This is a genomic window from Streptomyces sp. NPDC002640 (genome assembly GCF_053592575.1).
The window spans coordinates 47338-60936 of the sequence record NZ_JBSFVZ010000008.1 but is presented as its reverse complement, the minus strand read 5'-3'; the positions used below and the strand labels follow the sequence as shown (position 1 = coordinate 60936).

Sequence of the window (13599 nt, the reverse complement as noted above, 5' to 3'; positions counted from 1 at the left end):
TCATGCCCCGATCTCCCCACCGCCCCGGCTCGCGCAGGCGTCAGGCCCTGCGGACTCCCGCCGCGGTACTCGCCCTGTCGGCCGTGTTGTCGACGGCGGGCTGCGGACCGTCGCGACCCACCGCCGACCAGGACGCCGAGGCGCCCGCCCGGTCGGCCGACGGCTTCCCCGTCACCATCGACAACTGCGGGGTGCGGACGACGTTCGAGAAGCCGCCGTCCCGCGTCGTCACCATCCACCAGCACCCCGCCGAGCTCATGCTCTCCCTCGGGCTGAAGGACCGCATGGTGGGCACCTCCTTCCCGGACTCCCCCGTCCTGCCGGAGCTGCGGAAGGACTTCGACTCGATCGAGCAACTGGCGCCCAAGGAACCGTCGTTCGAGACGGTCCTCGACGCCGAGCCGGACCTCGTCTACGGCGGCTACGGCAGCGCCTTCGCCGAGAACGAGGGCCGCTCCCGCCAGGCGTTCGCCGACGCGGGCATCGACACCCACCTCAACCGCGAGTACTGCGGCGAGAAGCACGTGACGATGGAGGACACCTACGAGGAGGTCCGTACCGTCGGCCGGATCTTCGGGGTGCCCGACCGGGCGGACGCGCTGATCGCCGACCTCCGCGCCGAGGTCGAGAGGGCCTCCGCCGCCGTCGAGGACGCCCCCGAGGTGCCCGTCTTCGTGTACGACAGCGGGGACAAGAGCGCGTTCACGGCGGGAGGCGAGAGCCTCGGCACCGAACTGATCCGGCTGGCCGGCGGCGAGAACGTGTTCGCCGACCTCGACGACGTCTTCGGCGACGTCTCCTGGGAACAGGTCGTCGAGCGCAAGCCCGAGGTCATCGCGATCTACGACTACGCGGGGGCGGGCAGCGTCGAGGAGAAGAAGAGGTTCCTGCTGTCGCAGCCCGCCCTCGAGGACGTGCCGGCGATCAGGAACGAGCGGTTCGTCGTCCTGCCGCTCACCGCCACACTGGTCGGCGTACGGTCCGCGCACGCGGTGGCCGACCTGGCCCGCGGCATCCACCCCAAGAGCTTCGGGTGACGCCCTCGGCCGCCGACGCCGACAGCCGCGTCGGCGCCGAGCGGCCCGCGCACACGCCAGGGCGCGGCGACCGGCAGCCGGGCCCGGTCTCCCTCCCCGTCACGCTGCTCATCCTGGCCGCTCTGCTGCTCGTCTCCGTCACCGCCGGACTGGCCATCGGCTCGGTGCAGGTGCCGCCCGGCCAGGTGTGGGGCATCGTGACGCACGCGCTCGGCTTCGGCCGGGCCACACCCGACTGGTCCGCGGCGCGCGAGACCATCGTGCTGGACGTGCGCGCGCCGCGCGTCCTGCTCGGCGCGGTGGCCGGCGCGGGTCTCTCCGTGGTGGGAACCGCCCTGCAGGCGCTGATCCGGAACCCGCTCGCGGAGCCCTACCTGCTCGGCGTCTCCTCCGGTGCCTCGCTGGGCGCCGTGGCGGTGATCGTGGGCGGTGTCACCGTCTTCGGGCAGTTCTCGCTGTCGGTCGCCGCGTTCATCGGCGCCCTCGGGGCTCTGGTGCTCGTCTACGCCACCGCCCGCACCGGTGGCCGGATCACGTCGACGCGGCTGGTGCTGTCCGGGGTGGCCATCGCCGCGGTGCTCACCGCGATCCTGGACCTGCTGCTGCTCACCACCGACCACGGCAACGAGGCCCGCGCGGTCCTGGCGTGGACCCTCGGCGGCCTCGGCGGCGTGAACTGGAGCACGTTGTGGCTGCCCGGCGCGGCGCTGCTGCTGGGCGTCGGCGCCCTCATGGTCCAGGCCCGGAACCTGAACCTGCTCCTCGCCGGCGAGGAGGCCGCGACCACCATGGGGCTGGACGTCGCGCGCTTCCGTGCCCGCATGTTCGTCCTGCTCTCCCTGATCACCGGTGTCCTCGTCGCGGCGGCGGGGCCGATCGGCTTCGTCGGTCTGATCCTTCCGCACGTCGTCCGCCTCGTCGTCGGCGGAGACCACCGCCGGGTGCTGCCGACCGCCGCCCTCGGCGGCGCGGTCTTCCTCGTCTGGGCCGACATCGCCGCACGCGTGGTCGCCGCGCCCACGGAGATCCCCGTCGGCGTGCTCACGGCACTGTGCGGCGGCCCGTTCTTCCTGTGGCTGCTGCGCCGCGACGGGCGGCGGGCATCCGACCGAGGAGGGACATGAGCGGCATGAGCGGCACGGAACTCGTCGTCGAGAGCGTCAGCCTCACCGCCGGCGCCCATCACCTGGTGCGGGACGTCTCGCTGACCGCCCGCCCCGGCGAGGTCGTCGGCCTGGTCGGGCCGAACGGCAGCGGCAAGTCCAGTCTGCTGCGGGCGGTCTACCACGCCCTGCGCCCGGCTTCCGGCCGGGTGGACGTGGACGGCGTCGACGCCTGGTCGATGCCGGTCCGGCGGCTGGCCCGCACGGTGGCGGCCGTGGTGCAGGAGCAGGGCGCGGACTTCGACCTGACCGTGCGGGAGGTCGTCGCGATGGGCCGGACCCCGCACAAGCGGCTCCTCGACGGAGACACCCCCGAGGACGCGGAACTGATCCGGTCGGCGCTGGCCGAGGTCGACGCCACCGGCCTGGCCCACCGGCCCTTCGACCAGCTCTCCGGCGGCGAACGCCAGCGCGTCCTCATCGCCCGGGCCCTCGCCCAGCAACCCTCCCTTCTCGTCCTGGACGAGCCCACCAACCACCTCGACATCCGCCACCAGCTCGACGTTCTCGGCGTCCTGCGGCGGCTGTCGGCCACGGTGCTGGTCGCCCTGCACGACCTGAACCTCGCGGCGTACTACTGCGACCGCCTGTACGTGCTGTGCGACGGCCGGGTCACCGCCTCCGGTCCGCCCGCCGAGGTCCTCACCCCCGAACTGCTGGCGCGGGTCTACGGCGTGGCGAGCGAGGTCGCCGTCCATCCGCGCACGGGCGCCCTGCAGGTGACCTTCCTGCCGACGGCGTCGTGAGCCCACCGCGGCCGCTCGGCGCGACGTCGGGGTCGCGGCTGAACTCCGGCCCGGCTCAGGACTGCTGGGCGTCTTTGGCCGCCGACCCCGGCTCGTCGTCCCGGCCGCTCTGCTGGTGCAGCACGCGCAACGCGTCCGCGGAGGTCGCGTCGTTGGGCGTGTAGATCTCGACGCGGTGATCGGGGCTGTCGGGCTGGAGCCACACCTGGTAGTCCACGCTCACCGCCCCGACGGTGGGGTGCTGCAGGTGCATCGTCCCCGTCGTGCAGTCGGAGACGTCACCCGTCGCCCACATCGCGCCGAAGTCCACGCTGTTCATGCTGAGTTCGCCGATCAGCCCGGCGAGGCGGGCGTCCGTGGGGTAGCGGCCCGCGGTGAGGCGCAGATAGGCGACGTGGACCGTGGCGAGGTCCGGCCAGTTGCGGTACATGTCGCGGGTGTGCGGGTCGAGGAAGAACATCCTCGGGATCGACGGACGCCCCTGCGGATCGCGTGGCGCCTCGAAGGGGACGTGCTCGGCCACCAGCGCGTGTCCCGTGCGGTTCCACGCCAGGACGTCGCCGCGCCGGCCGAGCACCACCGCGGGCGTTGCCCCGCCCAGCGAGTCCAGGAGGGTCAGCACCCGCGGGTGCGGCTCCTCGCGGGGCGGTTCGGCCAGACCGGGCTTCACGGACTGCCGCGCGAGATTGTGCAGGTGGGCGGTCTCCACCTGGTCGAGCCGGAGCACCCGGGCGAGCGCGTCGAGCACCTGCTCGGAGGCGGTCTCGGCCTGCCCCTGCTCCAGACGGGTGTAGTAGCCCGGGCTCACCCCGGCGAGCTGGGCGAGCTCTTCCCGTCGGAGACCGGGGACCCGGCGGGAGGTGCCGTAGGTCAGCAGACCGATCTCCGCGGGAGTGACCCGGTCACGGCGGCTCTTCAGGAACGTTCCGAGGCTCTCCATGCACACGAGCGTAGGGCGCTCGCCCGCTCCGTGGGTGTACCTGTCGGGTGTACCCACGCCACGGGGATGGCTGGCGGCGACGCCGTCCCCGAAGGTCGGCACCATGACTCGACAGCACGCGAACAACGCACCCGGACTGCGGGCCTGGCTCGGGCTCGCGGTGGTCCTCGGCCCGGTCCTCCTCGTCTCGATGGACGGATCGATCCTGTTCCTGGCGATGCCCCGGATCAGCCAGGCCCTCTCACCCACCGCCGACCAGGCGCTGTGGATCCTGGACGTCTACGGCTTCGCCGTCGGCTCCCTGCTGGTCGCGTTCGGCAGCATCGGTGACCGCTACGGCAGGCTGAAGCTCCTGATGATCGGTGCGACCGTGTTCGGACTCGGCTCCGCCGGCGCCGCGTTCGCACCGACGCCCGAACTCCTCATCGCGTGCCGGGCGCTGATGGGGGTGGCCGGTGCGACCCTGCTGCCCTCGGCGCTGGCCGTCCTGAGCGAACTCTTCCCCGACCCCCGGCGCCGGGCCCAGGCCATCGGCATCTTCGCCGCGGCCTTCGCCGCCGGCTTCGCCATCGGTCCGGTCATCGGCGGCACCCTCCTCGGCCAGTTCTGGTGGGGCTCGGTCTTCCTCGTCAACCTCCCCGTCATCGCGGTCTTCCTGGTGTTCGCGCCGGTCCTCCTCCGAGAGGTCCGGTCGGGCGGGACGGGGCGCGTCGACCCGCTCAGCGTCGTGACCTCCGCCGGAGGCCTGCTGCTCACGATCTACGGCATCAAGCACTGGGCCACCGACGGGATCTCCGCCCTCCCCGTGGCCACGATCGTCGTCGGCATCGCCGTCCTGATCTTCTTCGGCCTGCGTCAACGGCGCCTCGACAACCCGCTGATCGACTTCTCCCTCTTCCGCGACCGGGTCTTCACCATCGCCGTCGTCACGGGCCTGCTGCCGCTGGCCGCATGGTCGGCCACGGCGTACCTGGCCGGCATCTACCTCCAGTCCGTGCTGGGCCTCGGCGTCCTGCACGCGGCGCTCCTCGCCCTCCCGGGCGCGGCGGCACTCACCCTCTCCTGCATCGTCACGCCGGCGGTCGTCGAACGCATCGGCAAGCGGGCCGCGCTCCTCCTGTGCCACTTCTCCATCGCGGGCGGACTGTTGCTGCTGCTGCCCACCACGGTCACCGGAGGGATCGGCTGGTACATCGCCTCGACCGTGATCGCCGGCCTGGGCTACGGCATCTCCTTCGCCGTCGTCGCGGACACCGCGGTCGGCGCGGTGCCCGCGGAGCGGGCGGGTTCCGCCGGTGCGATCGCCGAGACCAGCAACGAGATCGGCAACGCCCTCGGCATCGCCATCCTCGGCTCGCTCGCCGCGCTGCTCTTCCGCCTGCAGGGCCCGGACCTCGCCCCCACCCTCGACGAGACGCTCCAACTGCCCTCCCTGTCCGCACCCGTGGTCCAGGACGCGAAGTCCGCCTTCGTCACCGGCCTGCACATCGTCGTGATCGCGGCGAGCCTTCTGCACGCCGCCCTGGGCGCGGCCGCCCTGCGCTGGCTCCCCAGGTCGGCACCGGAACAGGGGGCCACCGAGGTCCTCGCGGAGCCCGCCGAGGAGCACGCGGCGAGCAAGGCGTGACGGACGGGCCGGCGACGCACCGGCCACGAAGTCCGACCCGCCGCGTGCCCCGCCGCGCGAGCGGCCGGCGTCCCGCGCCCGCTCCCCGGTCGGCCGGGGAGCGGGCGTCGGGGTCACGGCGCTGTCAGATGCGCGAGGTCGTCGGCGTACTTCTCGATGAAGGCCGGCGTGAGCCGCGGGATACCGCCCGTCGGGCCGATGCCCGCCTCCTCCGCCGCGGCCCGGAAACGGGCCGAGGGGATCGCGGACCCGTTGACGACGGCCTCCGGGCTGCGGTGGGCGTCCAGGAGCGGGAGGATCGAGTGCTTGCGCTGTGCTTCCGGGGCCGCGCGCAGGGCCGTCTCGAACCGGGCCAGCCAGTCGTCGTAGTCGTCGACGCGGTCGACGCGGTACCCGGCCTCGTTCAGCCAGTCGACGAAGGTGTCGAGCGAGATGCCGTCGTCGTGCGGGTTGACCAGACTGTAGGTGCGGTACCCCGCGCGTGGCTCACCGCCCAGGGCGACCACCGCCTCGGCGGTGAAGTCGACCGGGAGGCCGTCGTAGTGGGCGCGCTGCCGGTTCCCGGCGCTGTCGGTCGAGTAGAAGGAGTACGGGGCGATGCCCGTGGTCACGAGGCTCAGCAGCAGCCGCGTGAACATGTCGGTGACGTTCAACTGCCCCGCGTAGCGGGTGTGCGCGAGGATCATGTTGGAACGGAAGGTGGTGACCGGGAGCCCGAGCAGGTCGTGGGCCTCCCGCAGCAGCACCTCCCCGGCCCACTTGCTGGTCGCGTAGCCACTGGCGTAGCCGTCGTGGACCGGCTGGTCGGGGAGGGCCAGGCGGACGTCGGAGTCCTCGTCCAGGGCGCCGTCACCGGGCAGTGAGGCGGCGACAGCCACGCTGGAGATGTACGTGAACGGCTTGAGCCGCTCCGTGAGGGCCAGGCGGACGAGCTCGGCGGTGCCCACCACGTTGGCGTCGAACAGGTGGTGGTAGGGCAGCACGTGGTTCACCAGCGCGCCGGCGTGGACGATGCGGTCCACCTCGCCGGACAGCCGCCGCCACACCTCGTCGCTCACCCCCAGCTGCGGCTCGGCCATGTCGCCGGCCACCACCTCCAGGTGGTCGTCCGCCAGTTCCCGGAAGGCCCGGGAGGCCTCGCCGTCCCCGCCTTCGAAGGCGTCGGTGAGCCGTGCGAGGGCCGCGGCGTCGTCGGCTCCGCGCACCACACAGATGAGCTTGCCGCCCACCGGGGCGAGCCGCTTCAGCCACTCCAGGCAGAGGAAGCGCCCGAGATAGCCGCTCGCTCCGGTGAGCAGCACGGTGCGCGGTCGACCGACGGCAGCGGGCAGGGTCCGGGCCGCTGCCAGGGTCTCCTCGTCGATGAACTTGTCGAGGGTGAGGTCCTTGGCGTGGACCCGGGTGCTGCCCTCACCGTGGACCGACGCGAAGGTCGCTCCCCTCTGCCCGGTCGAGAGCTTCTCCTCGACGTACTGCGCGAGGCGTCGCAGGTCGGTGCCGGGACTGATGATCACGTCCACCGGGACGCGGATGCCGAAGACGTCGTGGAGGAGGTCGGAGAAGGTCGCCCCGGACAGGGAGTCCCCACCGATCTCCCTGAAGCGCGTGGTGGGGCCGACCCCGGACGCCGAGTTCGACAGCAGTGCCTGGGCCGCCCGCTGCACCGTCTCCAGGACCGGACGCTCCTTGCCACGGCTGCGCACCTCGCGCAGTTCGTCGTTCTCCCTGGTGGCGATGGCGGTGTACATGTCCTCGAGGACGCCGCGGTACTTCGCCAGGAGCTGGGGTCGCAGGAGCTTGCGATGGTCCGAGAGCAAGCCGTTGGCCTGGCCGAACGGCTCCGTCTCGATGAGGTGGTCGCGCGGGATCTCGTAGGAGTTGAGGCCCACCTCCTTGGCGATCTCCTGGAACGACTCGCCGAGCAGCTTCTTGAGCGTCGTCCTGTCGTCGCCGTACTGCTGGAGGACGTCCGCGGTCGGGACGACCACCGCGAGCAGGTAGGACCGCTCGCTGTTCCCGTACACGAATATCTGCCGGACCAGCGGGCTGACGGCGAAGACCGCCTCCAGGCGCGAGGTGGCGACGAACTCGCCCTGGGAGAGCTTGAGGACGTTCTTCCGCCGGTCCACGACGACATGACGGCCCGGTTCGATCTCCGCGACGATGTCACCCGTCCGGTAATAGCCGTCCTCGTCGAAGATCTCCGCGTTCATCTCGGGCCGGTTGTAGTAACCGGGGACCATGGCCTCGGTCTTCAGCAGGAGTTCCCCGCGAGGGTGCGGTGAGTCGGTCCCGTAGTAACCGAGCTCGGGAACGTCCACCAGTTTGTGATCGGTGACCGGCGGCTGCAGGAGTTTTCCGTCGACCGACACGGCGGCGGCCTCGGTGGAACCGTAGATGATGTGGACGTCGATCCCGAGCAGGGACTCGGTGAATTCCTTCAGTTCGGACGAGAGCGGGGCGGAACCACAACTGGCCCATCCCACGCGACCGCCCAGAACGTTTTCGCGGATGTCCTTCTTCACTTCCGCCTCGATCTCTTCCGTGACACCGTGTCCGGAAACGGCGGTGCGGCGGTCGAGGTCGCTCCGGTACTTCTGGAAGAGCATTTCACACACACGCGGAACCAAGGAGATCTCCGTGGGCTTCGCGAGTGCCATGTCCTCCAAGAACGAGGAAAGGTCGCTGTTCGCCGTGAAATAGGTGGTGCCGCCGCGCGCCAACGTGTTCTTCAACGAGGAATGCCCGGCGACATGGCTCATCGGCATGTAGTGGAGATTGGCCGCGTGCTCGTCCGAGAACAACTGCGACCAGGCGCCGCCCCACATGGCGCCGGCGAGGCGGTCGGTGTACATGGCCCCCTTCGGCGTCCCCGTGCTGCCCGAGGTGTAGATGAGCATGGCGAGTGGGTCCTCGTCGCCCTCGGGGTCGAACAGCGGCGCCGCGGGACGTCCGGCCCCGCGCTCCACCACCTCCCGCAGGAGGGCGATGTCCAGGTCGCGCCCGAGCCCCCTCAGACGTTCCCGGGCCGCCGTGAACCTGGCGAACTGCTCGTCCACCGCGGGTTCGTAGTCGAAGAGCAGCAGGCTTCGCACCGACGGATTGCCCGCCGCCAGTTCGGTCGCCGTGTCCAGGCGCTCGATGCTGGTGGCGATGAGGACCGGCTCGGTCTCCCCGACGATCGCGTCGAGCTGGGGCGCGGCGGAACTGGTCTGGAGCGGAACGCTCACCGCACCGAGATGGGCGCAGGCCAGGTCGACGGTCGTGTACTCGACACTGGCGAAGCCGAGAATCGCCACCCGGTCGCCGGCCCGGACCGCGTACGCGGCGCTGTGATGCCATTCGCTCGCCACCGAACGGACGCGGCGCCACAGTTCGTCATAGGTGATCATGTCGTACCGGGGCAGCAGGCCGATACGGAAACGGCCCGTACGGCTGTCCTTCACGATTTCCCTCGCCCGTTCTCCGAGGGCGGGGCGCCCTGCATGGCGCTCCATGGTTTCTGCCATTACTCGCGCTAAGCGCATGATGATTCTCCGCATCTCGTCAACGGATTACGCCCGTTCGCGACATCGGGGGGCGCGCTGCGATGCTAGGCACGGGCCGATCGAACGTCCGAGCGGATGCCCGGCAATCCATCAGGTCCGACGGCCCGCCCTGCGGCTGGGCGCACCGGGGGCGTTCCATCTGACGGACTACGTTTCCTCGGCTTGCCCGCCGGTCTTCGCGGAGCCGAACATGGCACTCGTTCGAGAGAGACCCCCGGCCGCCGATATGGGCGGCATCATTGTCGGGCCGGGCGGCGAACAACCCGACGTCCGACCGTTCACGGACTTCACGCCGCGAGCAATCCGCCGGCCGGGAAAAGGCCGAACGGTGCGGGAAATCTTCATGCGCAACCGCGCCCGCGCTTTCCGTCGCGATGGGGCGCATCACCAGGTCTGCCGACAGCCGGACACGCGTTTCCGGCCGATCCGAGGGAACTCAATGAGCGACATAGTCTCTTATCTCCGTTCCATGCCAGCACTTCAACAGCCCGACTGGGAAGGCGATCCGCAGCTCGAGAAGGTCCGCGCCGACCTCAGCCGCATGCCCGCCCTCGTGGACTCCGGAGACGTGCAACGGCTGCGTTCCCTGCTCATGGAGGCGGCGACGGGGCGCCTGCAGATCGTCCAGGCCGGCGACTGCGCGGAGGACCCCGCGGAGGCGAACCCGGCGGACGTGATGCGCAAGAGTGCCCTGCTCGACATTCTCGCCGGCACCATGCGCCTGGTCTCGGGCCGGCCGGTGCTGCGCGTCGGCCGGATCGCCGGGCAGTTCGCCAAGCCCCGTTCCTCCCCGACCGAGAAGGTCGACGGGCAGGAACTCCCGGTCTACCGGGGCCACATGGTGAACCGCCCGGAGCCCGACCTCGAACTGCGGCGTCCGGACCCCCGGAACCTGCTGTCCGGTTACCGCGCCGCCAGCGACATCATCCACTTCCTGGGCTGGCGCGGCACCGAGAGCGGGCAGGGCCTCGACGCCCCGGTCTGGACGAGTCACGAGGCGCTGCTGCTCGACTACGAGCTCCCCATGCTGCGCCGTGAGTCGGACGGATCCTTGCTGCTGACCTCGACGCACTGGTCGTGGGTGGGGGAGCGGACCCGGCAGCTCGACGGCCCGCACATCGCCCTGCTCGCCGCGGTCTCCAACCCGGTCGCCGTCAAGGTCGGGCCCACGATGACGCCCGACGAACTCCTTGCCCTGTGCGACCGCCTCGACGCCCAGCGCCGTCCCGGCCGGCTCACACTCATCGCGCGGATGGGCGCGGCGAACGCGGCCCGCGTACTTCCCGGTCTGGTCAAGGTGGTGCGCGACGCGGGACATCCGGTGCTGTGGCTCTCGGACCCCATGCACGGCAACACGGTCAGCGGCCCCGAAGGGGCCAAGACCCGCTACGTGACGACCGTCGTGCAGGAGATGAGCGCGTTCCAGGAGGCCGTGACGGAGAACGGCGGGGTGGCCGCCGGGCTCCACCTGGAGACCACGCCCGAGGCGGTGACCGAGTGCGTGCACGACGCCGCCGGGATCGGGCGCCTGGGTGAGAAGTACCTGAGCTTCTGCGATCCGCGGCTCAACCCCCAGCAGGCGGTCGAGGTCGTCTCGGCCTGGCGCGGCTGAGCGGGTTTCCCGGCACCGCGCCCAGGGCCCCGTCGTCGCCCCCACCCTGCCGCGACGACAGGGCCCGCCCCCCTGCACCCCCCACGCCCCTGCACCCCCCACGCCCCCTTACACCCCCCCCACACACGCGCCGCTGCGCACTCCAGCGCGCCACTCGGCCACCACCCCTGCCCACCGTCCACGGAAAGGACGTCACCGCCCATGCCCCACATACCCCCCGTCGAGCCGTACCCGATGCCCGAGGAAGGAGACCTTCCCGCCAACACGGTGAGCTGGACCCCCGATCCCCGGCGGGCCGTGCTGCTCCTGCACGACATGCAGGAGTTCTTCCTCAGGCCCTTCCCCGGCACCGGCGAACCCGGCGGCTCCCTGACCGCCAACGCCACGCTGCTGCGGGAGCGTTGCGCGGATCTCGGCATTCCCGTGGCCTACACCGCGCAGCCCGGAGGCATGTCCCCCGAGGAGCGCGGCCTGCTCCGCGACTTCTGGGGTCCGGGCATGGAGGCGACCCCGGAGCACCGCAGGATCGTCCCCGGACTCGAAGCCCGGCCCGGCGACTGGACGTTCACCAAGTGGCGGTACAGCGCCTTCCACAAGTCCGATCTCCTGGAGCGCATGCGCCTCCACCGGCGCGATCAGCTGATCGTCTGCGGCGTGTACGCGCACATCGGTGTCCTGATGACCTCGGTGGACGCCTACACGCACGACATCCAGCCCTTCCTGGTGGCCGACGCCGTGGCCGACTTCTCGGCCGACGACCACCGGCTCGCCCTGGACTACGTCGCACGGCGAGCCGGCCGGGTGCTGACGACCGCCACCGCGCTCGCCGAACTCGGAGCGCCCGCGAAGGCGCCGGCAAGCGCCGCCGGGGTCGGGAGTGCCCGGTGAACACACGGCACGCGGCGCACGCGCAGAAGGGAAACACCATGGCAACACCGCGTGAGACACCCGAGCTCCTGGCCCGGATCCTCGACGGCGGCGCGGACGACTTCGCGCTGCTGCACCGGCCGGAGCGTGCCGGGGCCGACGTCCTGGAGATCCTGATCGGCGACGTCACGCAGGTCACCGCGCTCAAGGACCTGCCGCTCGCCGAGGACCCGGGGCCCGGCGCGGGACACGACCTGCTGGTCCTGATCCCCTACGGGCAGCTGACCGAGCGGGGCTACCTGGCGCACGACGACGGTGAGCCGTTGCTCGCCATGGCCGTGCGTGAGCAGGCCGCCGTGCCGCTGGGCGCGACCCTGCCCATGATCCCCGGCGGGCCCGTCAAGTTCGTCGACGGGGAGTTCGACGTCTCGGACGCGGACTACGCGGACATCGTGCGCCGGGTGATCGACGCCGAGATCGGGACGGGGGAAGGGGCCAACTTCGTCATCAAGCGCTCCTTCACCGCGCAGCTGCCCGACTTCTCCCGAGAGGCCGCCCTGTCCGTCTTCCGGCGCCTCGTCGAGCGCGAGGCCGGCGCCTACTGGACCTTCCTCGTGCACGTGGACGGGCGCACGTTCCTCGGCGCGACACCGGAGCGGCACATCAGCGTGCACGGCGGTGTGGCCGTCATGAACCCCATCAGCGGCACCTACCGGTACCCCGCGGACGGCCCCAGCCTCGACGGTGTCCTGGAGTTCCTGGCGGACCGCAAGGAGGCCGACGAGCTCTACATGGTCGTCGACGAGGAGCTGAAGATGATGGGCCGGGTCTGCCCGTCGGGCGCCCGGGTCGTCGGCCCGTACCTCAAGGAGATGGCGCGCCTGGCCCACACCGAGTACTTCATCGAGGGCAGAACCGATCGCGACGTCCGCGACATCCTCCGCGAGACGCTCTTCGCCCCGACGGTGACCGGCTCACCGCTGGAGAACGCCGCCAGGGTGATCCACCGCTACGAGCCCGCCGGCCGCGGCTACTACAGCGGGGTCGCCGCCCTCATCGGCCATGACGCCGCGGGGGAGCGCACCCTCGACTCGTCGATCCTCATCCGCACGGCAGACATCGACGCCGCCGGCCGGATGAGCATCGGGACGGGCGCGACCCTGGTGCGCCACTCCGACCCCATGTCCGAGGTGCGCGAAACCCGGGCCAAGGCCGCTGGGCTGCTCGCGGCGCTCGGCGAGCCCGAGCCCGTCCGGTTCGGCTCCCACCCGGAGGTCCGCGCGGCACTCGACCGGCGCAACGAGGGGATCGCCGACTTCTGGCTGCACGGTCCGGGCGAGCCGGCCGCGGGGGAGGAGACCCCGTCCGGACGGAAGGTCCTGATCGTGGACGCGGAGGACACCTTCACCGAGATGATCGCCCACCAGGTGCGTGCGCTCGGGTACGAGGTGACGGTGCGGCGCTTCGACGAGCCGTACGACGTGGCCGGGCACGATCTGGTGATCCTGGGGCCCGGACCGGGAGACCCGCGCGACACGGACCACCCCAAGATCGCCCACCTGCGGGACGCCGCCACCGACCTGCTGGCGCGGCGCCGGCCCTTCCTGGCCGTGTGCCTGAGTCATCAGGTGCTGAGCACCATCCTGGGCCTGCCACTGCGCCGCAGGCCGGTGCCCAATCAGGGAGTGCAGCGCGAGATCGACTGGTTCGGCGAGCGTGCGCGGGTGGGCTTCTACAACACCTTCTCCGCCCGTGCCGAAACGGACGAGATCGACCATCCCGTGCACGGGCGCGTGAGGATCAGCCGTGATCCGTCGACCGGTGAGGTGCACGGCCTGCGGGCCGCCGACTTCGCCTCCATGCAGTTCCACGCGGAGTCCGTGCTGACCCAGGACGGCCCGGGCGTCGTCGCGGCGCTCCTCGCGCACCTGGCCGCCGCGCGCGTCGGCTGACCCGACCTCCCCGGCCCGGCCGCGCCGCCGGGCCGGGGAGGTCGGCAGCCCCGTGAGCGTGGCCTCCTCGTTCCACCAGGTCGTCCCCGCCCCCCCCGTACAGACAC

General features: G+C 71.5%; 9 protein-coding genes. 7 read left to right on the top strand and 2 right to left on the bottom strand.

The window, feature by feature from the left end; genetic code table 11:
• Positions 1-2 precede the first annotated feature (2 nt).
• Genes ACWD3O_RS12945 through ACWD3O_RS12935 form a run of 3 tightly spaced genes read left to right on the top strand, consistent with a single transcriptional unit; the run spans position 3 to position 2946 of the window.
• A complete protein-coding gene (locus ACWD3O_RS12945; protein ID WP_451415875.1) occupies positions 3-1037 on the top strand; it encodes an ABC transporter substrate-binding protein in 1035 nt (344 codons plus the stop codon).
• Positions 1034-2161, top strand: coding sequence for a FecCD family ABC transporter permease (locus ACWD3O_RS12940; protein ID WP_451415874.1), 1128 nt, complete (start codon positions 1034-1036; stop codon positions 2159-2161). The genes ACWD3O_RS12945 and ACWD3O_RS12940 overlap by 4 nt, the downstream gene beginning before the upstream one ends.
• A gap of 5 nt (positions 2162-2166) precedes the next feature.
• Positions 2167-2946: an ABC transporter ATP-binding protein gene (locus ACWD3O_RS12935; protein ID WP_451413127.1), complete on the top strand. Its 780-nt coding sequence runs from the start codon at positions 2167-2169 to the stop codon at positions 2944-2946.
• 55 nt (positions 2947-3001) lie between these two features.
• Here ACWD3O_RS12935 and ACWD3O_RS12930 read toward each other — a convergent pair whose 3' ends face one another.
• The gene (locus ACWD3O_RS12930; RefSeq protein WP_451415873.1) at positions 3002-3886 is read right to left on the bottom strand and encodes a helix-turn-helix transcriptional regulator; all 885 of its coding nucleotides are present in this window, start codon (positions 3884-3886) and stop codon (positions 3002-3004) included.
• Positions 3887-3989: 103 nt separating this feature from the next.
• Here ACWD3O_RS12930 and ACWD3O_RS12925 point away from each other — a divergent pair, with 103 nt between their 5' ends.
• Positions 3990-5513 carry an MFS transporter gene (locus tag ACWD3O_RS12925; RefSeq protein ID WP_451415872.1) on the top strand — a complete coding sequence of 508 codons (1524 nt, stop codon included), beginning with the start codon at positions 3990-3992 and terminating at the stop codon, positions 5511-5513.
• A gap of 113 nt (positions 5514-5626) precedes the next feature.
• Here ACWD3O_RS12925 and car read toward each other — a convergent pair whose 3' ends face one another.
• The gene (gene car / locus ACWD3O_RS12920) at positions 5627-9040 is read right to left on the bottom strand and encodes a carboxylic acid reductase (RefSeq protein ID WP_451415871.1); all 3414 of its coding nucleotides are present in this window, start codon (positions 9038-9040) and stop codon (positions 5627-5629) included.
• 460 nt (positions 9041-9500) lie between these two features.
• Between car and ACWD3O_RS12915 the strand changes: the two genes are divergently transcribed.
• The 3 genes from ACWD3O_RS12915 (at position 9501) to ACWD3O_RS12905 (ending at position 13492) form a co-directional block, all read left to right on the top strand.
• Positions 9501-10673, top strand: a complete 1173-nt coding sequence (locus ACWD3O_RS12915; RefSeq protein ID WP_451415870.1) for a 3-deoxy-7-phosphoheptulonate synthase — start codon at positions 9501-9503, stop codon at positions 10671-10673.
• Positions 10674-10874: 201 nt separating this feature from the next.
• Positions 10875-11561: an isochorismatase family protein gene (locus tag ACWD3O_RS12910; protein WP_451415869.1), complete on the top strand. Its 687-nt coding sequence runs from the start codon at positions 10875-10877 to the stop codon at positions 11559-11561.
• 38 nt (positions 11562-11599) lie between these two features.
• Entirely contained in the window at positions 11600-13492 is a 1893-nt protein-coding gene (locus ACWD3O_RS12905) for an anthranilate synthase family protein (RefSeq protein ID WP_451415868.1), read from the top strand.
• Positions 13493-13599: the final 107 nt, after the last annotated feature.